18 protein-coding genes are annotated in these 22,068 nt (G+C 38.6%); 9 read left to right on the top strand and 9 right to left on the bottom strand.

From position 1 onward, the window contains the following. Positions 1-32: 32 nt before the first annotated feature. The 6 genes from DFQ12_RS10940 to DFQ12_RS10965 all read right to left on the bottom strand — a co-directional run bounded on the left by DFQ12_RS10940 (position 33) and on the right by DFQ12_RS10965 (position 8,781). The gene (locus tag DFQ12_RS10940; RefSeq protein WP_120258951.1) at positions 33-995 is read right to left on the bottom strand and encodes a hypothetical protein; all 963 of its coding nucleotides are present in this window, start codon (positions 993-995) and stop codon (positions 33-35) included. Positions 996-1,186: 191 nt separating this feature from the next. After that, positions 1,187-2,548, bottom strand: a complete 1,362-nt coding sequence (locus DFQ12_RS10945) for a Gfo/Idh/MocA family protein (protein WP_120258952.1) — start codon at positions 2,546-2,548, stop codon at positions 1,187-1,189. Between the two features lie 185 nt (positions 2,549-2,733). Beyond that, positions 2,734-3,312, bottom strand: coding sequence for a fasciclin domain-containing protein (locus DFQ12_RS10950; RefSeq protein ID WP_244211715.1), 579 nt, complete (start codon positions 3,310-3,312; stop codon positions 2,734-2,736). A gap of 4 nt (positions 3,313-3,316) precedes the next feature. Next, positions 3,317-4,690 (bottom strand): RagB/SusD family nutrient uptake outer membrane protein, encoded by a 1,374-nt coding sequence (locus DFQ12_RS10955; protein WP_120258954.1) that lies wholly within the window; start codon positions 4,688-4,690, stop codon positions 3,317-3,319. A gap of 9 nt (positions 4,691-4,699) precedes the next feature. Next, positions 4,700-7,792 carry a SusC/RagA family TonB-linked outer membrane protein gene (locus DFQ12_RS10960; protein WP_120258955.1) on the bottom strand — a complete coding sequence of 1,031 codons (3,093 nt, stop codon included), beginning with the start codon at positions 7,790-7,792 and terminating at the stop codon, positions 4,700-4,702. A 539-nt stretch (positions 7,793-8,331) separates the two neighbouring features. Further along, on the bottom strand, positions 8,332-8,781 hold the full coding sequence (locus tag DFQ12_RS10965; protein ID WP_120258956.1) for a protein-disulfide reductase DsbD N-terminal domain-containing protein: 450 nt from the start codon (positions 8,779-8,781) through the stop codon (positions 8,332-8,334). A gap of 629 nt (positions 8,782-9,410) precedes the next feature. Between DFQ12_RS10965 and DFQ12_RS10970 the strand changes: the two genes are divergently transcribed. From DFQ12_RS10970 to DFQ12_RS10990, 5 genes are all read left to right on the top strand, one after another. Then, positions 9,411-9,908, top strand: coding sequence for a DinB family protein (locus tag DFQ12_RS10970; RefSeq protein ID WP_120258957.1), 498 nt, complete (start codon positions 9,411-9,413; stop codon positions 9,906-9,908). Positions 9,909-10,412: 504 nt separating this feature from the next. Beyond that, positions 10,413-11,030, top strand: coding sequence for a zinc ribbon domain-containing protein (locus DFQ12_RS10975; RefSeq protein WP_120258958.1), 618 nt, complete (start codon positions 10,413-10,415; stop codon positions 11,028-11,030). 31 nt (positions 11,031-11,061) lie between these two features. Further along, complete coding sequence (locus tag DFQ12_RS10980; protein ID WP_120258959.1) at positions 11,062-12,597, top strand: ArnT family glycosyltransferase; 1,536 nt, start codon at positions 11,062-11,064, stop codon at positions 12,595-12,597. Between the two features lie 20 nt (positions 12,598-12,617). Further along, positions 12,618-13,169 carry a putative glycolipid-binding domain-containing protein gene (locus DFQ12_RS10985; RefSeq protein ID WP_120258960.1) on the top strand — a complete coding sequence of 184 codons (552 nt, stop codon included), beginning with the start codon at positions 12,618-12,620 and terminating at the stop codon, positions 13,167-13,169. Positions 13,170-13,433: 264 nt separating this feature from the next. Then, positions 13,434-15,722 (top strand): family 20 glycosylhydrolase, encoded by a 2,289-nt coding sequence (locus DFQ12_RS10990; protein ID WP_120258961.1) that lies wholly within the window; start codon positions 13,434-13,436, stop codon positions 15,720-15,722. A gap of 132 nt (positions 15,723-15,854) precedes the next feature. On the opposite strand, the gene DFQ12_RS10995 is transcribed toward DFQ12_RS10990, so the two are convergent. Next, positions 15,855-16,523, bottom strand: a complete 669-nt coding sequence (locus DFQ12_RS10995) for a class I SAM-dependent methyltransferase (RefSeq protein WP_120258962.1) — start codon at positions 16,521-16,523, stop codon at positions 15,855-15,857. Between the two features lie 361 nt (positions 16,524-16,884). Here DFQ12_RS10995 and DFQ12_RS11000 point away from each other — a divergent pair, with 361 nt between their 5' ends. Both DFQ12_RS11000 and DFQ12_RS11005 read left to right on the top strand, forming a co-directional pair. Next, on the top strand, positions 16,885-17,442 hold the full coding sequence (locus DFQ12_RS11000) for a hypothetical protein (RefSeq protein WP_120258963.1): 558 nt from the start codon (positions 16,885-16,887) through the stop codon (positions 17,440-17,442). A 26-nt stretch (positions 17,443-17,468) separates the two neighbouring features. Beyond that, positions 17,469-17,981, top strand: coding sequence for a GNAT family N-acetyltransferase (locus DFQ12_RS11005; RefSeq protein ID WP_120258964.1), 513 nt, complete (start codon positions 17,469-17,471; stop codon positions 17,979-17,981). Between the two features lie 87 nt (positions 17,982-18,068). Here the strand turns inward: DFQ12_RS11005 and DFQ12_RS11010 are convergent, their stop codons facing one another. Further along, positions 18,069-18,452 carry a winged helix-turn-helix transcriptional regulator gene (locus DFQ12_RS11010; protein WP_120258965.1) on the bottom strand — a complete coding sequence of 128 codons (384 nt, stop codon included), beginning with the start codon at positions 18,450-18,452 and terminating at the stop codon, positions 18,069-18,071. A 210-nt stretch (positions 18,453-18,662) separates the two neighbouring features. Between DFQ12_RS11010 and DFQ12_RS11015 the strand changes: the two genes are divergently transcribed. Further along, the gene (locus DFQ12_RS11015) at positions 18,663-19,346 is read left to right on the top strand and encodes a YceI family protein (protein WP_120258966.1); all 684 of its coding nucleotides are present in this window, start codon (positions 18,663-18,665) and stop codon (positions 19,344-19,346) included. Positions 19,347-19,515: 169 nt separating this feature from the next. Here the strand turns inward: DFQ12_RS11015 and DFQ12_RS11020 are convergent, their stop codons facing one another. Beyond that, the gene (locus DFQ12_RS11020) at positions 19,516-21,240 is read right to left on the bottom strand and encodes a tetratricopeptide repeat protein (protein ID WP_147420386.1); all 1,725 of its coding nucleotides are present in this window, start codon (positions 21,238-21,240) and stop codon (positions 19,516-19,518) included. 344 nt (positions 21,241-21,584) lie between these two features. Here DFQ12_RS11020 and DFQ12_RS11025 point away from each other — a divergent pair, with 344 nt between their 5' ends. Further along, positions 21,585-22,052, top strand: a complete 468-nt coding sequence (locus tag DFQ12_RS11025; protein ID WP_244211716.1) for a GNAT family N-acetyltransferase — start codon at positions 21,585-21,587, stop codon at positions 22,050-22,052. Positions 22,053-22,068 lie beyond the last annotated feature (16 nt).

The following is a 22,068-nucleotide window of genomic DNA, read 5'->3' on the forward strand; positions in this document are numbered from 1 at the left end:
ATATATTTTAAGAAAAAATGTTCCCAATTAGATTAGTTATCACAATTCGCAATGAATATGGGATTCGGCAATATCTTTACGGCTGTCTGGGGTTCTGACGTTCCCTTAATCTGGTCAAACTTCATTAATATACCATCGTAATGGTAGTCTGTGCTTTTATAGTCCAGTTCTTTTGCAGGTATTGCCCGATTGAGATATAGATTTTTGCCGGCATCATAGCTGTAAGCTGCCAACTCTATTTCCTGATCCATATCATCATGGGTATTGTACCCATTATTTACCAACTTGAAATCCGCATCAAAGGCTCTATCAAAAGATTGGTCTAAAAATTTCAGTTCTTCGAGCATAGAAAATTCTTCTTCTTTAGTAGATTTGCGAATAGGCTCATCCGACTGATCACTGACTGCATATAACCCTTCTTTGCCTATTTTGAGAACAAAGTCATTGTGGTACAAGCTACTTTGCATATGCTGCACAATAAAATCATTAAAATCGTCACTGGCAAAATGATACATCAATTTTGGGATCTCAATACCACGATCATTGTCCTGGTTTTCTCGCTCCAATAAGGTAATCGTATCCATCTTTTCATTAAACAGATGAACACTGGGAAAGTCCTTACAATTCGCATCCTCATTAAAAAGTGGCTGCATCTTATCCGGGAACTTTCCGACCAAAATCGCACTACTCAGACGATCCCCCATGAAACAAACACGCATTCCACTTTTGATAGTCGGATTTTTCCGCGCATAGACATAAAATTGAGCGTCAGGATTTTTAGGCTGTAGATAAATAAGATCATTTTCGATCTTCCAGCTACCTTTTATTAATGTTCCGTAAGCTATTATCAAAAATGTCTTGTTTTTGTTTATAACAAAAGCAGCACCCGAAGATTTATATACCCCATCAATATGTTGTTCGCTTTGTTGTGCACAGACAAGATTAACGCATAATGTCAATAACAGCACAAGTAGTTTATTAAATTTCAATTGCATAGCTTCAATATTTAGTTAAATATCGTAAAAATGCCAAAAGATAAATTGGCTATTAAAAATTAAATGGTAGGAGAATAAATTTTTGAAGGCCATTCTCCAATATTTGATTCGCCCAATTTCCAGCGCATAAACCAAAATGGTCAATAAAGATCAGATGAAAACGATATACTAAACCATCATTATAATTTATACTAGGACATATAAGGATGTTGCCAAGGCATTCGATAAGGTCTTTTTAATAATTGGGTTGCTTCGGGGTCATCGATGCATATTTTTTTCAATGGATCATATTTCAATGGTCTATTTAATTGCATAGAAATATTGGCCAGTATACAACAGGCTGTGGATATATAGCCCTCTTCGATGTCAGCTACAGGTAATCGGTCATGTTCTATTGCAGACAATAGATCCAATAGATGTTGCCGTGTGGCAGGAGCTGTGTGCAATTCAATTCTAGGCTCTTCCAGATCAGCAGGAAATTTATCTCTTTCATAAACCACATCTTTTTTAATGGGGGTACCTTTACCAACTGGAATAAACTCATATTTCATCACACTTCCTTTTAATGTTCCTTTATCTCCATAGATAATAAACGCCCAAGGATATTCGGGATCCACAGGATTGCCCCAAGTGCGATGTTGCCATACACAATTAAGCTCATCATATTCAAATACTGCTGTTTGTGTATCGGCAATAGTCGACTTTCCCTCCTTTTGCACATAGATTCCCCCTGTTGCACTAATTTTCTTTGGCCATTTGAGTTGCAATAGCCAACGAACAGTATCAAACATATGCATCCCCATATCACCTGTGATCCCATTCCCATATTCCATAAAAGTTCGCCACCAACCGCCATGAGGTAAACCGTCGTAAGGGCGTAGAGGAGCAGGACCAGTCCATAGTTCATAATCAAGAAAGTCCGGAACTTGCTCCAGTGCCGGATTACCGTTCTTTCTCATATGATAGTAACAGCACATTTCCACGTGCGATATCTTACCGAGTAAACCTTGGTCTATAATCTGCTTTTTTGCATCAATCAGATGTGCTGTACTCCGTCGTTGTGTTCCTACCTGTACTTTTCTATTATATTTTCGTGCATATCGGAGTATTGCTTCGCCCTCTAACACATCAACACTAACAGGTTTTTGCAAATAGATATGTGCTCCCGAACGTATCGCATCTATGGCCTGCCGTGCATGCCAATGATCAGGCGTACCGATCAGAATGAGATCGAATTGATGATCCGCAAGCATTTTCCGGTAATCTTTGTAGAGCTTTGGAATCTGCCCCGAGTGTTGGCGTTCTCCGACCAATCGTCCTGCCTCCTGCAAATGCCGGCTATCAACATCGCAAATCGCAACCACATTGACATCGCAAACTTGCATCAGCCTAAATAGATCGCTTTTTCCATACCAACCTGCCCCGATCAGTCCGACCTTGATATTTTTAGATAGACGTTCAAAGGATAATCCTTTAGCTTCTAAAGCGGATAAAGTAACAAAAGCACTTGCACCCAGAATGAAGTTTCTTCGGTTCAGCGTATAATCAACCATAATTTACTGGCTTATTGTTTAGTTTGTTATAAGACAAAACAATAAACTGAAGATAATGTTTATTGAGCTATCATTTTTCAATTGCATCCATTATCGTCATAGCACTTTATAAGCTATTTGTATTTCCATTTTTTCCTTATACTTTATACACAAGACATTGTTCAGAAAAAAGATCATCAATATACCTATTTCGTCTTCTCGGATAAAAATACGATGTGATCAACGACATGGATGACACCATTATCCGGAACTAAATTAGATGTGCGGATTTGCCATTGGTTGTTGGTCCCTTCATTGATCAGCCCCACATAGGTACTGGTATGGGACAAGTACATCGTTTGACCTTTTTCAGTCGTATAAGCAATTGGCTTGTTACTCGGAGCCAAGGCAGGATCGCTAAAATTCACGACCGCCTTTACAATATGGTAACGCAAAATATCCTTTAATATTGGTACCGGAATAGCGGCAATATTGTCGTATTTATTTTCTTTTAGATATGCCGTAAAAGCTTGATTCGTGGGCAGAATAAAGGTCGCTTTTTCCTTACGTTCATACAATGCTTCATCCTTACATTGCAAGATAGCTTGTTTCAGTAAGGATAATGAATCCTTCCCCTGAATATATGTCCATGCTGACATATTCAGTTTACTATTGTCTTCCGCGTAGTCATATTCAAAGTTTTCCTGTATTTCGCAACTAGAAAACAATGACAGTGTAGCAAAACCACATAGAAAAAAAATAACGATATATTTTATCTTCTTCATAAGATTATCTATAAAATTCATTTTGTTGCAAATTTGGATTTTTAAGAAGTTCCCCTTCATGTATTGGCCACAGCAAATTTCGTTTATCGGAGAGACCATTGATCGGTTTCATTGTCGAAATAGCCGTTTCATTTCGCAGGAGATCAAACCAACGGTGTCCCTCAAAACAAAGTTCTACAGATCGTTCATGCAAAATACTGCCAACTAAACTTCCGAATTGGCTTTGCGCCTTATTTTGATCCAAAACCGGAAGTCCCGCACGAATACGGATACGGTTCAGTAGGTCCAATGCTTCAACGGGCTGATTTAGACTGGCATGTGCTTCAGCCTTTAGTAGGAGGATATCAGCCAATCGCGTTAATACAATATTGCCTGCGGAAGGTTCTGGACTCTCGTCATTAAATCCTTCCCCAAAAAACTTCCATATCTTACGGGGCTGAACTTGAGACACATCGTAAATACGAGGTTTGCGAAGATCGTCAGGTTCGATTGATGCTATAAAACCCGCACTAGGTACATAATCACTATCCGATCCATTGGCATACCACACACGGAGGTTATTGGGTTGCACTTCATTATATCCGACTTCAAAAATACTTTCGGTACTGCTTCCTTTTACAAAAATGTTATTCCAATCCTCAATTGGTACCAAGGCATATTGCGGGTCCGCGATTACTTTTTCAGCCATTTCTATTGCTTGTGCATACTTTTTTTGCCACATATAGAGCTGCGTCAGAAAAGCATAAGCCGCCCCTTTGGTAATCATCACGCGGTTTCTGGCACCCGAATAATTTGAAGCACAATTCTCTGTTGCTAAGATTAAATCTGCTTCCACCTTAGCCAATACCTCCGCCTCAGTGTTCTTCTTGACAAACAGGTCCTGATCCAATCCCTCATAGGGTTCCGTAACCAATGGGACCTGCCCCCATATCCGAACCAAGTAAAAATAAGCCAGTGCCCTTAAAGCATGGGCCTGCCCAAGTAACTGCCTTTTAAGTTCGCTATCTTCCGTTCCAAATGCCTGTGGAATATATTTGATCGCATAGTTCGCACGGGATATAACCGTATAAAAATTATCCCAACGTGCCGAATTGATAACCGGAGTCAGTGTATTCTGTTGTAGCGCAGCAGGATCACCGGCATGGCGGGTCACAATATTATCAGCCCGCCCCTCGCCCCAGTAAGCAAAATTCTGACGAAAAAGAGATTGCAGACCATTATAGATGCCATTGACACCAGCCTGCGCATCACTGGGCTTTTTATAGTACCCCTCTCCAGAAACATTGCTAATAGGCTCCTTATCCAACAACGAATTCGAACAACCGCTAACGGATAAAAATAGAAGAGAACAAAATGTATATTTTAACAATTTTTTCATCACGATTTATTAAAGACCAAGGATTAAACCAAACATAAATGTGCGGCTCTGTGGATAAGAGCCCTCATCCAATCCTACACGAAGACCAGAATAGGAATTAACATCGGGATCAAAACCGGTATACTTTGTCCAGGTAATCAGATTTGTAGCCGTAACAAAAGCATCGAGCTTACGCAAGCCGATACGTTTGCTCCAAGCGGGGTCAAAAGAATACCTCAAATTGATGTTTTTTAACTTTAGATAAGAACCATCTTCCACCCATCTACTTTGCACCCGACTATCAGACTGTTTTGGATCATCCCGAATCAATCGGGGAAAATCTGTTTGATCTCCCTGTTCCCGCCACCGGTTAAGGGCGTCAGTAGATAGATTATTATAACGAACAATTGAATTGCGCTGATGATTCAGCTCACTATAAATCTGATTACCGACCGAATACTGAAAAAACACATTCAAATGAAAATTCTTATAGCTGAAATCATTGGAGATCCCGCCGAAATACTTCGGTTCAGCATAACCAATAATCTCGCGGTCATTTTGATCGATCATATTATCATTGTTCACATCCTTCCAAATAGGATCACCACCGGCAAATACAGGTCCATTCGCACCATTTGTTAACCCGGTTGTATTGTCTTCGTCTCGCGCATACACACCAAGATAACGCCATCCATAAAATACACCGATAGGCAGGCCTTCCTGTAGAATATGGAAAGCCCCATTTTGAATATGACCGCCAGTCAGAAGATTCTTAGGCAACGATGTAACTTTATTTCTATTTAAGCTAACGTTAATATTGGTGTTCCAACTAAAAGCTCCCTCCAGATTACGGGTCTGTAGGCTAAACTCTAATCCTCGATTCTCAATAGATCCTATATTTTGTGTAATAAATTCAAATCCCGTAGTCCCGGGCATGGGCACATTATAAAGCAGGTCTTTCGTTTTTTTCAAGTAAGCATCTGTAGAAAACAGGATTCTGTTTTTTAAAAAGCCAAGTTCTAGACCAAGGTTATATTGACGCGTTGTTTCCCAAGTGAGGCTCGCGTTGGGCATCACCGTTGGTGCCGCTCCCGAAAAATCCAAATAATTCGTTCCTAAAGTAAACTCTCCTCTCGCGGCATAATCACCTATGGCCTCGTTTCCAGTACTTCCAAGGCTAAATCGAAGCTTACCATCGCTAAGCCAACCCAAATTCTTGATCCCTTTTTCTTCGACAAAACGCCAGCCCGCCGACGCAGAGGGAAAAAATCCAAACCGTCGGTTACGGCCAAAACGGGAAGAGCCGTCTGTACGAAGGTTGAATTCCAACAAATATTTTCCGAGATAGTCATAGGTTACCCGACCAAAATAAGAAAGCATGGCATGTTCGGAAGCGATATTTACACCTTGGTTTGAAATAACAGATGCACCATTCAATGTACGGATATCATCACTTGGAAAGTATTCTCCATCGAGACCTGTCCGGTCATAACGCCATTTCTGAAAACTTATTCCCAATACCGCCCCAATATTGTGTGCATTAGCTACACTTTTTGCATAGGTAAAATAACTTTCATTGCCCCAGGTAAGATTTCCAGAAGATCGTACAGCACCTTTATTATATCCTTGGCGGTAATCCAATATGGATGGCATAAATTCATCTTCTTTCATTGAAATATAATCTAGGTTTACATTGCTTCGGAATTTAAGATCTTTATAAAGATCAATTTCCAGGTATTGGCTTCCAACGATGCGATTACTCTTGTTCAGGTTGGTTGCAAACAAAGCCATCCCAACGGGATTCCGCTGTCCAATCATATAACCATTCAGTGACCCATTAGGTAGATACATCGACATAATAGGTGGCCGTATCAATAAGCTCCGGATAATACTCAGATTCCCTGAGCCCGCAGCATTTGTCCGATTGTTTACTGCATTTGTATAGGAAATACTCTGGCCTATCCTGATCCGATCGGAAATCGTAAAGTCGACATTCAATCGGGAGGTAAATCGCTTGTAATTGGAATTCAAGATCACACCATCCTGATCCAAATAAGATGAACTCCAGGCATATTTTGTTCCTTGATTACCTCCCCGTACAGAGAGGTCCAACTTATATTGCTTTGCTGAACGCATTAGCTCATCCTGCCAGTCCACGTCACCACTGTTCATGGGGTTGAGCGAATCTATAATAGTATAGAATGGTTCCTCGGGCTTGGCCATACCCCGATAGGAATCCAAAACTGCCTCTCGATATTGCCTTGCGTTCAAAACACCTAGTTTGCGGGTCAGAGAGCTCACTCCCGCAGTTGCATTTAATATCACTTCAGGCCTACCTTCAGCACCTCGTTTCGTCGTAATCATCACGACTCCATTGGCAGCCCTAGAGCCATAAATCGCTGTAGACGCAGCATCTTTCAGAATCTCGATCGAAGCGATATCGTTCGGATTGATATCCGTCATCGGGTTCAGTCCAGAATTTTCAGTACCGTTTAACGAAGAAATGGAATTGGACTCCAGTGGAATACCGTCTATAACAAAAAGCGGATTGTTACCCGAGTTCAATGAGGAGCTCCCCCGAACACGTATGCTCATCTCACCACCGGGCGCTCCAGAATTAGACGAAACCTGCACCCCTGCAGCCCGTCCCTGTAAAATTGAAATGGGATCCTGTAAGGTTGTCTTGGCAATTTCTGAAGCACCTACGGAAACAATAGATCCCGTGAGGTTTCGTTTTTTCTGACGCCCATATCCGACCACAACAGTCTCTTCCATCAAATTGGAAACAGCAACTAGTGCGATCGTATAGCTTGCCCGTGAATCTATTTTTATCGTCTGACTTGAATAGCCTACAAATGAAAAAGTAATGGATTGCCCTATTGCGACGTCATCTAATACAAAGCCCCCTCTTTTATCCGTACTCACTGTAACGTTTTTTGTGTCGCTAAGCTTTACGGTAACTCCAAGTAAAGGCGACTTTGTGGTCGCGTCAATCACATTACCAGTAACCGTCTTTTGCTGAGCGACCACAATACCAGGAAAAATTAAAATGCTGCACAAAAAAAATAAGGATAGAACATAATACGGTCCTTTAAGGTTACGCTGGTTAGCACTAGATTTCATATGAAGACTTTAAGTTTATATCACCTATTAACTATCAATAACGATTAATAAAAAATATTTTAATGAAAACATTTACATTAAAAAGTTAAGCATTATCAAATAATTAACGTTTGAAAAAAAACAATAGTATGCGCAGCGTCAACTTTAGTAACATTTATGTGACGAAACCACTTTCAAGAAACATTATATTGTCCCACTAACTATTTCATAAATACTGTTTTCTTTCCCAACCAACTCAATAAAAATTCCAAATGGGCTCTTCGGAAATTGGATAAACTCCAAACCGTCAACTGTCTTGCTTGCGGAGGTTATCATAATCTCAAATAGAAGGCATAAAGCAGGACATAAAAAAGCCCTAGAGCGGGGAACTCTAGGGTCTTAGCCATATATTAACCTATTTTATGAAAAGTATTTGCATTATTAACGCATTATTGTGGCAACTTATTTTGTGCTATATTGAAAAAAATTAATAATTATAAAAAAATCCCATTTATAGCGCTATAAATGGGATTTTTCATACGATCCAAAATAAGATTTTTTTATTTGATCGTTACTGCAAAAGCATATTCATCTGGAGGAAGACATTGTGATGCATCACACGCTTGCCATTCCACACTACCTTTCACAGTTGCTGTTCCTTTTTTCAAAGTCACCTTTTGTTGGAAGATCACCTCATTTGTAAAATATCCTACATCCATTTTAAAAACCTCCTCGTGTTTTACTTTCGGTTTTGGCTCGGCAGTTTTTCCTGCCAATACATAATCAGTCGCATTAGCAAATGTGAAAGAAGTCGGAATAGGTCCGCCATCCTTTACATTTTGCGAATAAATATGCCAGCCATTTTGAATGGTAGCTTTTACATAGACGACTGCCTCTTTGCTGTTCAGCCTTTTGCTAGCTACAGTCCATTTTACCGGTTTGTGAATCTGAGCAAAAGCGCCAGTTATCATAAAAATAACTGCAGTCATTAACAATACTAATTTTTTCATTTTTTTATATTTATTTTGGTTTATTACACGATGTCCATTCTCCTACCTTCATATCCATTTTCTTCTATATGTAAATATGACGATATAGAAAGACAAAAAACGCTACAACAATATTCGCTATAAACAATATAAAACACAACAACAGGTTGGCAAAACAATAAATTTTATTGAAAACAATATAAAAAACAATACGATTTACATTTATACAACACGTTTTTCAATATTCTCGCCTTATTTTTTTTGTGTCCTAAAAATTGAAAACAATCACTATATCATACTGGCTATACCACCCAAAATCTGTTATTATTTATTTAAAATCAGAAACAACAGATTTGTTACGTTGCAGTACCTGTCAAAAATCATCTTTGGCACAGAAATCGCATAATATAAAACTCATAATTTAGGTTAATAATTGGTTAGGTTAGACCGCTTGAAGTTCCCCGCTTCAAGCGGTTTTTTTATAATAAATCTCCATATTCAAATCCATACTGACACAGAGCTGTCAATATCCAAACTTATCTTTGACGTAGGATACAAAAAAACAGAACGACCTATCATTTGTTCAAAAGGATGGGTATAAAAACAAGGGCATTGTATAAAAATATTAAACTAATATATTCCAAAACAAGATGAACACACTTCAACAACTAAAATCTGAACTTGAAAATGAGTACCAGATCACGAAAAATTTTATCGAACTTTTTCCAGAAGGCAAAAATGACTATGCCCCACATGAAAAAAGCATGAAAATCATGCCCCTTGCGACCCATCTCGTAGAGGTATTTGAATGGCCAAGTACAATTTTGAAAACGTCTGAACTGGATTTTGCCGATGGTGGCTACAAACCCACTATTCTATCAACTCGGGAAGACTTACTCCAGAAACTAGACCAAGATTATGAAGCAGGAAAAATAGCCTTAGAAAATGCTGCCGAAGATGATTTAAATCCTGTTTGGACCATCAAAAGTGCTGGACAAAAACTCGCGAGCTGGACAAAATATGAAGCAATCCGTCATTCATTAAATCAGATCACACATCACAGGGCACAATTAGGTGTTTACTATAGGCTGAATAATATCCCCTTACCGTCTAGTTACGGACCTTCTGCCGATTCACAGAATTTTTAGTATGGTCCAAATAACTATTGTTTTTTGAACAAGATTGCATAAAAACAGTCCGCGATCGACCTTCGTTTATGATTTAAGACTGCTTTTATGCAATTTCGCTATGCACCCTATCCCAACCTGCGGCGTACCTCAGTCGGGACAGCGTCAGGATGAATCCATGATATTTCCGTAGTGAGTCCGTGGTGAGTCCGTGTTATACTCGCTAAAACCACATTCACATGATGGTCAGACTACCCTAACATCTGCTCTCAGGTATGTTTAAAGCTCAATTCAGGCCGGAATGGCCCTCGAACAGTTACCGAAAATAGGCCAAATACTCGGACTCACTTGCTGGAAACGCAGTTTTTCGATGTGAAAACCTTCCTACATTCATCAAGCCCACGAAGGGTGAATATAATGGCATAATTTTTGAAAAAAATTATCGACAAACCAATTAAATGGTATGCAAAATGGGCAAAAAACCCATAAGCCAAAATATAGGAACAGTATATTTAAACCTTGAATATGATTATTTTCGGAACAAGAACAAAGTTACTACAAAACAGCTCCAATGCAGCTGTTGGAACTTGCAATTATTGCAACACAGCCGGATCCTTATATGCCTCCAAACAGGTAAAATACTTCCACATCTTCTGGATCCCCATTTTTCCATACAGTACAGAGATTATTAGTGTATGTGATCATTGTAAAAAAGTAAATTACCAACGTGAGATTGATCCCCAAACCCTTGCAACAATCCGTTCAAGCGGTATGCCGAAGACACCCGTTGGATATTTTTCTGGATTAATACTCATCGGTCTTTTCTTCGGATCTGCGGCCGCAGCGGGAATATCCGGATCCATTAAAACAAAAAAATACATGGAAAGTCCGGTTGCTGGTGATGTATATGAAATCAAACGGAAAGAAAATGGGAAGTCCATGTACACCTTATACCGCGTTGCCAATGTAACAACGGATTCCATTACTTTCGACGTCAACGACTACGAGGCAGAGGGAACAAAAGGTCTTCGCAAATTGAGGGAACAAAGCGGCAACAGTTACTCAGAAAAGATTACTTTAGCCCGTGCAGAAGTGGCCAAAATGAAAGCTGACAATCAGATATCAACGATAGAAAGAAAATAGAACTGGAGCTTACGGACAAATCCGTTCTTACATGAAAAAACACCTTATACTAGTAAGCCTTATCCTGCTGAAATTTATCATTCAATATCAATTGATAAGTCCGATATATGATTTACATCGGGATGAGTTCTTACATTTAGATCAGGCCAATCACTTGGCTTGGGGATATTTGTCCGTTCCGCCGTTGACCTCTTGGCTTTCCTACCTCATCAAGATTTTAGGAAACTCCGTATTCTGGATCAAATTCTTCCCTGCACTGTTCGGAGCGCTAACCATTCTTGTCGTCTGGAAAACCATTGAAGAACTCAAAGGAGGTCTTTTTGCGTTGATATTTGGTACAAGTTGTGTTATTTTTTCGGTCTTATTTCGTTTAAACACGCTGTATCAACCCAATTCTTTTGATGTTCTGTCATGGACATTGATTTATTATTTTATCATAAAATATCTCAACCGAGGACATCATAAATGGCTATACTTTATTGCAGTCACCTTTGCTTTGGGATTTTTAAACAAATATAATATCGCTTTTTTGATCCTAGGGCTTATACCGGCCATTATAGCTGTTCCAGAACGTAAAGTACTATTCAATAACAAATTTTATTCTAGTATTCTAATTGCTTTTTTAATCATTCTACCTAATTTAATCTGGCAATACTTGAATAATTTCCCTGTTTTATATCATTTCAAAGAACTTGCGGAAACCCAGCTCATCAATGTCAACAGATGGAGCTTTATCCGGTCTCAATTTCTATTTTTTTTCGGAACTTTTCCTGTTATTGGCTTTGGATTATATGCTTTATTATGTTATCCCGCATTTCGAAAATATCGGCTATTCTTGTTCTCTTTTTTTATTACAATTGGTGTTTTTCTATTTTTAAAAGCTAAAGATTATTACGCAATCGGTGTCTATCCCATTTATTTTGCTTTTGGTGCAGTCTATATTTCAACACTTTTAGAAAACAAGGCTGGAAGAATTCTAAAACCTCTTTTAATTGCACTACCCCTTGTTTTCTTTATTCCTGTTTATTTGCTGACATTCCCCAATAGGAGCCCACAATATATTGCGAACCATCCCGAAAAATACCGCAAAATTGGTATGTTGACCTGGGAAGATGGCAAGGATCATCAACTTCCACAAGATTTTGCGGATATGCTGGGCTGGCGGGAGCTCGCCCAAAAGGTAGATGACATTTATGGCAAAATTCCCAATCCACAAAATACACTCGTCCTTTGTGATAACTATGGTCAGGCGGGCGCTATAAATTATTATTCCAAACTTGGAATCCGTGCAGTCACCTTCAACGCTGACTATATCAACTGGTTTGATTTCAGTCATGAGTTCCGCAACTTGATCCGTATAAAGAATTCATGGGAAAACCAATCTGAAATGAACGAAACAGCTCCATATTTTGTACAATCTATACGCTCAGATTCCATTACCAACAAGTATGCAAGAGAATATGGAGCTGTGATTTTCACCTTCATCAATGCAAAAATCAATATCAACCAACGAGTCAAAAATGAAGTCGAACAAGAACAACGACGACATCTATTGCCGGTTAAATAATTACTTAATATAGCGATCAGATGAAAACAGTATTATGGCAGGGAGTCGCTTTCCATTCCCTAGAGTATTTCAATATACAGGAAAATAATGACCATTATGTTGTAGTATCAAAAATTATAGGTTCCTATCGGAAAAAAATTTATTCGGTCTCCTATCAACTGATGATAAACAAACAGTGGGAGGTCGAGGAATTTCTTATTGATTCCGAGGTCAATATGACCAAAAACACCCTAACCGGAAAAAAAACAACTACCAACTGGGAAATCAATCATTTTGACAATCCGGACTTTATGGGTTTTCAATATATTGATATCTCTTTAACTCCCTTTACAAACACGCTACCAATAAACAATCTACAGCTTAAAATTGGTAATTCAAAAGAAATAGATATCATCTATATCGACCTAATAAACAACGACATCACACCTGTCCGGCAACGTTATACAAGGACAGATTTACACGAATATCTGTATGAAAATATCGTCAGTGATTTTACAGCTCGTATTCAGGTGGATGAGAACGGGCTGGTCCTAAACTATCCCGGTTTATTTAAAAAGATAGCTGGGAACTAGTTTCAATCATCCCGAAATAAAATCAACACAAGCCTTCCCTCAACCTTGTTCTAACGATACCTTCTGATCAAAAAAACAAATCGGTATGTGTATAGGCTTTATAGCTGTGCTACTAGATAACAGTGCCACTAGCATACATTTTTTTATTACCTCCGTTTACATAAAATATTTCTATATTGGTTCCGAGTTTTTCATGCTAAACCGACAAATTCTATTTGGCAAGCTCCTAAACACATAATTATTAAGAAATAACAAAAAAACTTTATGTATAAAGCTATTTCACTGCTCCTGCTATTGTCTGCTTTCTATTGGCCCGGTACAAGTTATGCGCAAGAAAAAAATCATATCCCCCAGCTGATCCCTTTTCCCGAACAACTGGAATCATCTACGGGTTTCTTTCAAATAGCCAAGGGAGAACTCTCCTATACGATTGATTCCGACATCTCCTCAAACTCTCTAGACCAATGGGTACGTCAATCGTTATTCGGGAAGATTCCTAAAAAGAAGGTGACACATGCTGATGCAACACTACGATTGATAAAAAAAAATGGTCTTTCTAGTGAAGGTTACGAGTTAACGATTGATAAAAAAGGAATACAGATTTCTGCATCTTCGGATCAAGGGCTATTTTACGGACTACAAACAATACAACAGCTGTATCTTTTAGCAAAACCCAATGGCAGTATTCATTTGCCCTATCTATCAATTAAGGATCAGCCAGCGTTTCAGTGGCGTGGTGTGGAATTAGATGTGGCACGGCACTTCTTCTCAAAAGATTATTTATACAAGTTTATCGATCTTTTGTCGTCCTATAAATTCAACAAGCTTCACTTGCATCTCACAGATGATCAAGGTTGGCGTATCGAGATAAAAAAATACCCAAAACTTACTTCACAAGGTGCTTGGAGAACGTATAATAACCAAGATTCAGCATGTTTGGCCAAAGCAAAAGATAACCCCGATTTCAATCTACCCAGCGAGCACAAACGTATCAATAATGGACGAGAAGAGTATGGTGGATTTTACACACAACAGGATATCAGAGATATCGTCACCTATGCATCGAGCAGACATATCGAGATTATACCTGAGATAGATATGCCCGGACACATGATGATCGCGACCAAAGCCTATCCCGAGCTACTCCTGGACAGTGAGACTGCAGGCTGGGGAAAACAGTTCTCAGTACCAATCAGTCCATGGAAAGAAAGTAGTTATACATTCATAGAAAATGTACTTAGTGAGGTCATCGAGCTTTTTCCGTCCACTTATATTCATATTGGTGCTGACGAAGTGGAAAAAGATTCCTGGTCAAATTCAGCTATGGCCACAGCATTTATGAAGGAGAAAGGCATAGCCAATTTACATGACCTACAAAGTTATTTTGTAAAACGCGTTAATAACTTCATACGTTCGAAAAACAAACGCAGCATCGGCTGGGATGAAATACTTGATGGTGTTTCGGATACATCGATGACAGTTATGTATTGGCGGGGATGGGTAAAAAATGCACCTCGTGAAGCAGTCAATCGTGGTCACCGTCTTATCATGACACCTACAAACCCTTTGTATTTTGACTACTTACCCAATAGTAGCAGCTTGGATGCGGTGTATAATATGTCTGTGGTGCCATCCGATATCCCCAGCGATAAATCAAATTTAGTTCAGGGCGCGCAGGCAAATATATGGACAGAAATGATCCCATCGACAGCTCGGTTAGAATTTATGATTCTGCCAAGATTGAGCGCATTGGCAGAGCGGGTCTGGACTAACAAATCGCTATATGAAAGCTATAGAAATAGATTAATCGCTCATTTTGGGCTCTGGAACAAAATGGGGCTACGTTACCGTATGCCAGATTTAAATGGCTTTGCCGATAACCAGGTCATCGTTGATGGACGATCCACGCTGAAAATTGAAAATGAACTCCCGGAAAATGCGATACATTATACCACTGATGGCAGTCTACCAACTCAGAAAAGCCCAGTATTAAGCGATTCACTTATTGTCAAAAACGAAGGTGCCATACGTTTCGCAACGATATCCTCTTCAGGAGCGAAGAGCGAATTGTACCAAGTGAATTTCAAGAAAGATACCTGGAAAAAAGGTGTTACCGAAGATGTAAAGAATATGCGTGCAGGATTGACCGCAACGCTATTTAATGGAACATTTGCAAACACAGCTGCAATAACAGGCAAAGCGGTACGCCAGGAGATTATCAAGAATATCCATTTGAGCGATACGATTAAAATGCCTTCTTTTGGTGCGAAAATTAAGGGCTATCTATACGTGAAAGAAAAGGGGATCTATAATTTCTATTTCACTTGCGATGACGGTGGAGTTTTGCGCATACATGATCAGGTGGTCGTAGACAACGACGGACAACATGCCCCAATTATGAAAAGTGGACAGATCGCTTTAGAAAAAGGATATCATCCGATTAGCATCGATTTTATCGAAGCGGGAGGTGGTTTTACCTTGAAACTTCAATATCGTGTTAACGGTTCCAAAATTTCCAACATACCAGACGATCATCTCTTTCATAAAAACTAAGGTTAAAAGTGGTGTCCGAAACGGACATCCCTATTTTTTTACTTTACTCCTACCCCTATAGTCTCTTTTCAAATATTCAATTCCCAAAGACTTATTTTTGGAAAGCTTCTTTACTGTTTACACTTTGAAAACTTATCTTTTCTTTGTCATCCAGCCCATATAAATCATTGATTGAAAAAAACGTACCGGAACCTCGAACCCCGCTTCAACACATAACGCTGCAAGCCGATCTTCAGACACATGAAAAAGTTCGTTCTCTATCCTATTCAATCGAAGACTGATCTGCTCTTCGGGTATGTCATCGGACAATAGAAGTCTTAGAATTTTCAGATTTTCTTTAATCATGCTGCTATCTCCTGTGATATCCAGCATCACAAGTGGCGCTCCTAAAACCAGTCTTTTTCCGATCTCTTTCAGCAATTCCAGCTTACTCCCGTTATCTTCAAGAAAATGAAGAACCAACAATAGTGTGGCGGCATCATATTTTTTGTCGTTTTTCAAATCTTGGATCAGGGCTTCAGCAAGTACAATGTTAGGGTATCCCTCAAGTTTCTGCCGAGCCTGTTGAATCATTTCAGGGGAAGGATCTATACCTGTTATATTCCATGTTTTCCCTTTTGTAACGAGTTTCTGTATTTCATTACCAGTTCCACAGCCGACGACCAGCAGTTCTTTGGGATCCGTATCCGTCAACAGCTTAGGCAGACAATCCAAAAAATAGTGATAATTGGGAATCCAGGCTTCTACAAATTGATCATAGCCGCTCGCTCTTTCATTCGCGAATAATTCTACTTTGCTCATATTTTTTAATAATGCAATCTTGATATCAGACAGATCAAGTGTTAAGCTATAAAGATAGCTCAATTGTATCAGTATCTCTTTTAATTAGTCCTTTTCGATTGAAAAAATTATATTGTCCCAACATTTTGACCAATAACCCACTAGCCATATTTATTGGAAATACATCCCCCAACAAAAGCTGGTAATTCTTCTTGAAAAATATATTCTCTTCTATTCTGCCATCTATAGATTCAAAACTTTTGTTATCTTTATTTTACTTAGCCAGAGTTGTGATAATGACGAATAAAAAGCCATCTGGTTGAACCAGATGCAACCAAGATAATTTGTTAAGATCAGCTCAAAAATATATTAACAAGACTATATGAGCTTTTTAAATTTCTTAAAAGGACAACATAAATTAAAGCAGATTGATGTCAGTGAAGACCAGGACTTTGTTGATCTGCAACTAACGATAACCAAAAACTGGAATGATGAAAACCTAAATCATATTATCCAGGCAAAGGGTCTTTGGGGGAAAGAAACAGTCGGTATAGAAGTTTCATTTCGACGCGATATGAAATTAGGTATCGTCAACACAGAAGTAGACAAGAAAAGATTTTATCGGGAAGGGGTCAATTTCTATTCCATCGGGGAATTGAGTGACAATTTCGCTAGGGCTTTAAGTACCTTGTTCAAAACTGAAGCTAGCTCTTTCAAGATGCTTGACACTATAGGCTCCACAGCATTTGTACTTAGCGGCCAACCGGAGTATTTTGACGAAGAGTATATAAAAACCAAAATTTTCTTTGACGATACAAACGAAAAGGATAGTTATGCAGAATGGTATGTGAATATCGACCTAAAAAATAGAATTCTTGAATTAAGGGAAAAAGATCAGGAATATCGAAAAAACATCATTAATGTGTTGACAAATAACTAGCTTTTCGAAAATTTAGAAATTAATACATGTCTATTCAGCCTTTAACACTTGAGTCTGACCCCTATTCTATTCGTCAGTTATCGGAAAGCGAATTCGAATATTATAAATCAATTCGTCTGGAAGCAATTCAAACGGAGCCCACCTTATTTCGATGGAGCAATCCGGCAGAAAGCGATCTCTCCGATTTGGACTGGCAAGAGCGTATAAAATATCCCCGGATTGTCTTTGGACTTTTCAAAAAAGACGACCTGATCGGGATGACCAGTATGTTATTATTAAACGATACTGAAGCATATTTTGGGCAATCTTTTATTCGCCCTGAACATCGCGGACAAGGGCTTTCAAGCCTCTTGTACAAAATTAGAATGGCCTGGGTCAATACACAGCAGATCAAACGGCTCATCATCAGTCATCGGGAAATCAACACGATTTCAAAAAAAGCGATCCAACATGCAGGTTTCGAATATAGCCACCGGGAACTTGTGCATTGGCTGGACGGCACAACGGGATACTCATTGTACTATCGCTTAGAACTTTAACACAAATCTGATCTGATTTCGGAAATAAGCTCACAATAATCATTTCACTCGATTGAAAACCGATTGCGAATATAAAGAACAAACCTCCTATATAGCAGCTGAGCTAGTCCCGTCTTTTTGATAAAGTGTGCTTCTGTAAGTGATACCCCATTTAGCTATTTCATCAATAATGGGCCCCAATGTTTTACCACAATCAGTAAGTTCATACTCCACAGTAAGCGGTTTGGTATTCAAGACGGTTCTTCTGATAAGATGGTTCATTTCCAGATCTTGCAGTTCTTTGGACAGCATCTTTGCCCCAATCCCATCAACTTCCCGCAACAATTCCATAAAACGTAGCTTTTCAAACAACATTAATGTTCCTATAATGTGGAATTTCCATTTACCTGCCAAAATCTCCATGCTATCATTTATCGCCAATATCCGCGTTTTACAGCCGGTGGAGGAACTTGATAGTGCTTCCTTTTTCATTTTACTTGATCTCCTTCTATTATTTACAAAAATACTGAATTACAGCGTCACAGTGCACTATCTTTTTGGAAAGTAGTTTCTTTAAGGAAACTAATACCAAAAATAAACTATCTATCATCTACCTTTGTATTCATAAATTAAAATGGCATGATTGATGCCGACGATACAGAACAATACAAACATCTTATTAAAAAATAAAACGATTAAAAAATGAAAAAACAATTAATCTCGGGTTTAGCCCTTATTTTGTTATTCGCTTCATGTCAAAATGCAACTGGAGACAAAGCTAAAACAACATCAGCGCAAGAAGTGACTGAACAAAAAGGACAGACTTATACTGTAGAGGCTGACAAAAGTACATTAAAATGGACAGGTTACCACAAAGGTGGTTTGAATCCAAGATATGGTGTCTTAAAAAGTGATGGTACACTTTCAGCTGAAAACAATGCTATCACTGGTGGATCTTTCACCATTGACGTCAATTCAATTGTAACAGACAGCGCTTCCGTAGATCCTACTACTGCAGGTGGTAAAAAATCAACAGATTTGGATGCACACTTGAAAAGTGCGGATTTCTTTGATACAGCGAAATACCCTACAGCTAAATTTGAAATCACCAAAGTCGCTCCATTTGATGCTGCTCAAGGAAAAAGCGTTGTTGCTGATGCTACAAACACTGTCAGTGGTAACTTGACAATCAAAGACAAAACAGTAAACGTAACATTTCCTGCCAAAATTACTTTCAATGGTGAAGAAGTTACTTTCTACTCTAAATTTACGATCCAAAGACAAGATTGGGGACTTACTTATGGTACCGAAGGTAATCCTCAAGATTGGATGATCGCACAAAATGTTGACATTGAACTTAATGTTACAGCGAAAAACGCAAAATAAGATTTCTAATGGCTGATACAGCCTTCTAGAATTCTGGCTATAATCAAGTTGGCTCTTCTGTAAGCCAACTTGATTACTCTTTACCCTATTCGCGTCCTTAACCTACCAAATCCGTATTATTACCCATCCTGATTAGGTACACAGCATTAAATTCATGTGGATTCATCTTCTAATCTCGCAACTCCATTTTCTTCTTTAGACGCTGTTTTGCTTTTTTGATTGCTTCGGTAGATACACAGAGTAGTTCACTCATGCTACTGTTGTTTAGATCCAATTTTTGTAGAGCGAGTATACGCAGATCGTTATCGGTTATTTTTGAATAGTTTTGTTTCATTTGTGCTAAATAACCCGGATGGACCTTGTCAAAAACATGCTTAAATTTTAGCCATCGTTCATCGGTCATGATATGTGTCTGCAACATTGCATTTAAGCTGTCGGAGACCTGAGCCATGTAAGCAGGATTTTGCGCCGACACCTTCACAATCTCCTGTCGGAGCTGTTGAATAGTGGTGTCATTTTGTTTGATCGTATCGGTAAATTCACCAAGGGAATCTTTTAAAATCAAAAGCTCCTGATCGAGTAACTGCCTCTCGTAACCAAGCTTGAGTCGGTCTTTTTCAAGAAGGGTATTTCTTATTTTAATTTTTGCCTTTGATCTGTTGATTAAGAGCAATACAATGGCAAACACTAAAATCAAACAGAGTCCAATAAATTGATAAATCCGTTTGGTGTGAAGCCTTTTTTCCTCGGCAGATTGAATCGCTCGATTATATCGCTCCGTTTCCCTTTGCCAAAGAAACCTTTGTATCTCTTTATCATTTATTCTTTTTTCTAACGAATCTTTTAAGATCAGATAGACATGCAATTGTTTGAGTTCTTCCTCTTTTTGATTTAAACCACGAGCAATATCAGACAATAATTTTGAGGCCTCCATCTTATATTTCAGGAAATAGGGTTTTTCCTCCATCAGGCTTATGCCGCTTAGCACATGTTGCTTGGCTAGTTTCCATTCCTGAAGGACAATATACCAATTTGCCAAATTGAGATTTGCCCGCATGGCATCCTTGCGTTCGTCAAATCGCATAGAAAGATCGATGTTCTTCTGAACTAAAGCAATTGCTTTTTGCCGATCACCCGCTTTCCAGGCTTGATCGGCTAAATTACCGGAAATAATGCCAATCCATACCGAATCCTTAGCCAATTTCGCTTCCGACATCGCTCGATTGAAATAAGTAACAGCTTGGTGATTAAGCGAATCATTTGATAGATACACCGCAATAGCATTGATTAGATCCACACGCTCTCTTGATGCTGCTTTTGAAAAAGGCAATGCTTCCTGTAAGTAATCAACCGCAATACTATGATCTCCAATATAACTATAAAAATTCGCGATGAATTGGTAATGCTTAACTACCAATGGTATTTTTTTGATATCAATTTTGGATTTTAAATCATTTGCGCGCAAGAAGAATGGGAATGCTTCCTTTACTTTCCGATAGACATAGTTATAGTAGCCCTGTCGCGTATTGCCTATCATTTCCAATTCAATATTAGGATGCTTTTGTAGCAATTGCTCCGCAAGGCGATAGTATTGATCAGAAACAGGATTAGTCCGATCAAACGCAATCGAATACCCATCTGCCATACGCATATAGTATCCCCATTTCAGTATATTATTATGTTTCCTATCGGCGAGTGTTAAAACAGGAGCCAGCGTATTTTTCAATGCAACAGTATCCTTCCCAAAGTTAACTGGAAATTGGAGGACAGCTTCCAACTGAAGAACAGGGTCTTCAATATGCGCTATTTTTTCTATAGATTGTCCAATGGCTATATTCGTACTTTTTATCGTCAGAATAGCTAGGAACAACATACAAAATAAATAAATTTTCATTTTTGAAAAGGTCAAATTTTTATTAAAATGGCTAACGGTAACAGGCCAACTCGTAATAGATTTAATTTCCAGATCAACCCTATTAAAATCTGACATTACCAAAATACAGCTGGGTGCGCCAACAGTTATCGGAATGACTTTTTAATTATTTAGCAAAATGGTTAATATAGACTCATAAAGCGAGGGTATAGGCCCCCGATTCACTGTCGTAAATATACAATTTATCCACGTAAGAGATCAATCTCTTTTTGTTAAAAAACTGTTAGCACATTACGCCTATTTTTAGGATTGGTGGTATATCTATCTATTTTTATACCATTATCCAAATGTGTTTATCTTTGTATATGGAGATATCAATACGAAAGGGAATATTAAGTGAATTGCCCCAAATAAAAGAACTATTTGCGGGAACAATCACTTCAGTATGTCAGACCGATTATAATGCAGAACAACTCGAGGCATGGAAATCTTCGATCAGTAACACTGAACGCTGGAATAATTTAATCAAAAACCAGTATTTTATTGTCGCAGAAATAGACAAAGAAATCGTTGGTTTTGCTTCATTGGATCATGGCAACTATATCGATATGTTATACGTACACAAAGATTTTCAACGGCAAGGCATTGCACAACGGCTATATGACCACTTGGAACATAAATCTAAATATTCAAATATGGAGTCGCTAACAGCAGATGTCAGTAAAACCGCAAAACCTTTTTTTGAACGTAATGGTTTTACAACAATTGCCAGACAGGTGCAAGTTCGGTCAGCCGTTGAAATTGTCAATTACAAAATGCAAAAGACTTTTTAACATCGACTGGTCTAGC

Origin of the sequence: Sphingobacterium detergens (assembly GCF_003610355.1) — a bacterium.
GTDB classification, from domain to species: domain Bacteria; phylum Bacteroidota; class Bacteroidia; order Sphingobacteriales; family Sphingobacteriaceae; genus Sphingobacterium; species Sphingobacterium detergens.

What these genes read in the sequence shown, in the direction of transcription:
- DFQ12_RS10940 (WP_120258951.1), bottom strand. Translation starts at nt 995, where the DNA reads ATGCAATTGAAATTTAATAAACTACTTGTGCTGTTATTGACATTATGC.
- DFQ12_RS10945 (WP_120258952.1), bottom strand. Translation starts at nt 2,548, where the DNA reads ATGGTTGATTATACGCTGAACCGAAGAAACTTCATTCTGGGTGCAAGT.
- DFQ12_RS10950 (WP_244211715.1), bottom strand. Translation starts at nt 3,312, where the DNA reads ATGAAGAAGATAAAATATATCGTTATTTTTTTTCTATGTGGTTTTGCT.
- DFQ12_RS10955 (WP_120258954.1), bottom strand. Translation starts at nt 4,690, where the DNA reads ATGAAAAAATTGTTAAAATATACATTTTGTTCTCTTCTATTTTTATCC.
- DFQ12_RS10960 (WP_120258955.1), bottom strand. Translation starts at nt 7,792, where the DNA reads ATGAAATCTAGTGCTAACCAGCGTAACCTTAAAGGACCGTATTATGTT.
- DFQ12_RS10965 (WP_120258956.1), bottom strand. Translation starts at nt 8,781, where the DNA reads ATGAAAAAATTAGTATTGTTAATGACTGCAGTTATTTTTATGATAACT.
- DFQ12_RS10970 (WP_120258957.1), top strand. Translation starts at nt 9,411, where the DNA reads ATGAACACACTTCAACAACTAAAATCTGAACTTGAAAATGAGTACCAG.
- DFQ12_RS10975 (WP_120258958.1), top strand. Translation starts at nt 10,413, where the DNA reads ATGATTATTTTCGGAACAAGAACAAAGTTACTACAAAACAGCTCCAAT.
- DFQ12_RS10980 (WP_120258959.1), top strand. Translation starts at nt 11,062, where the DNA reads ATGAAAAAACACCTTATACTAGTAAGCCTTATCCTGCTGAAATTTATC.
- DFQ12_RS10985 (WP_120258960.1), top strand. Translation starts at nt 12,618, where the DNA reads ATGAAAACAGTATTATGGCAGGGAGTCGCTTTCCATTCCCTAGAGTAT.
- DFQ12_RS10990 (WP_120258961.1), top strand. Translation starts at nt 13,434, where the DNA reads ATGTATAAAGCTATTTCACTGCTCCTGCTATTGTCTGCTTTCTATTGG.
- DFQ12_RS10995 (WP_120258962.1), bottom strand. Translation starts at nt 16,523, where the DNA reads ATGAGCAAAGTAGAATTATTCGCGAATGAAAGAGCGAGCGGCTATGAT.
- DFQ12_RS11000 (WP_120258963.1), top strand. Translation starts at nt 16,885, where the DNA reads ATGAGCTTTTTAAATTTCTTAAAAGGACAACATAAATTAAAGCAGATT.
- DFQ12_RS11005 (WP_120258964.1), top strand. Translation starts at nt 17,469, where the DNA reads ATGTCTATTCAGCCTTTAACACTTGAGTCTGACCCCTATTCTATTCGT.
- DFQ12_RS11010 (WP_120258965.1), bottom strand. Translation starts at nt 18,452, where the DNA reads ATGAAAAAGGAAGCACTATCAAGTTCCTCCACCGGCTGTAAAACGCGG.
- DFQ12_RS11015 (WP_120258966.1), top strand. Translation starts at nt 18,663, where the DNA reads ATGAAAAAACAATTAATCTCGGGTTTAGCCCTTATTTTGTTATTCGCT.
- DFQ12_RS11020 (WP_147420386.1), bottom strand. Translation starts at nt 21,240, where the DNA reads ATGAAAATTTATTTATTTTGTATGTTGTTCCTAGCTATTCTGACGATA.
- DFQ12_RS11025 (WP_244211716.1), top strand. Translation starts at nt 21,585, where the DNA reads ATGGAGATATCAATACGAAAGGGAATATTAAGTGAATTGCCCCAAATA.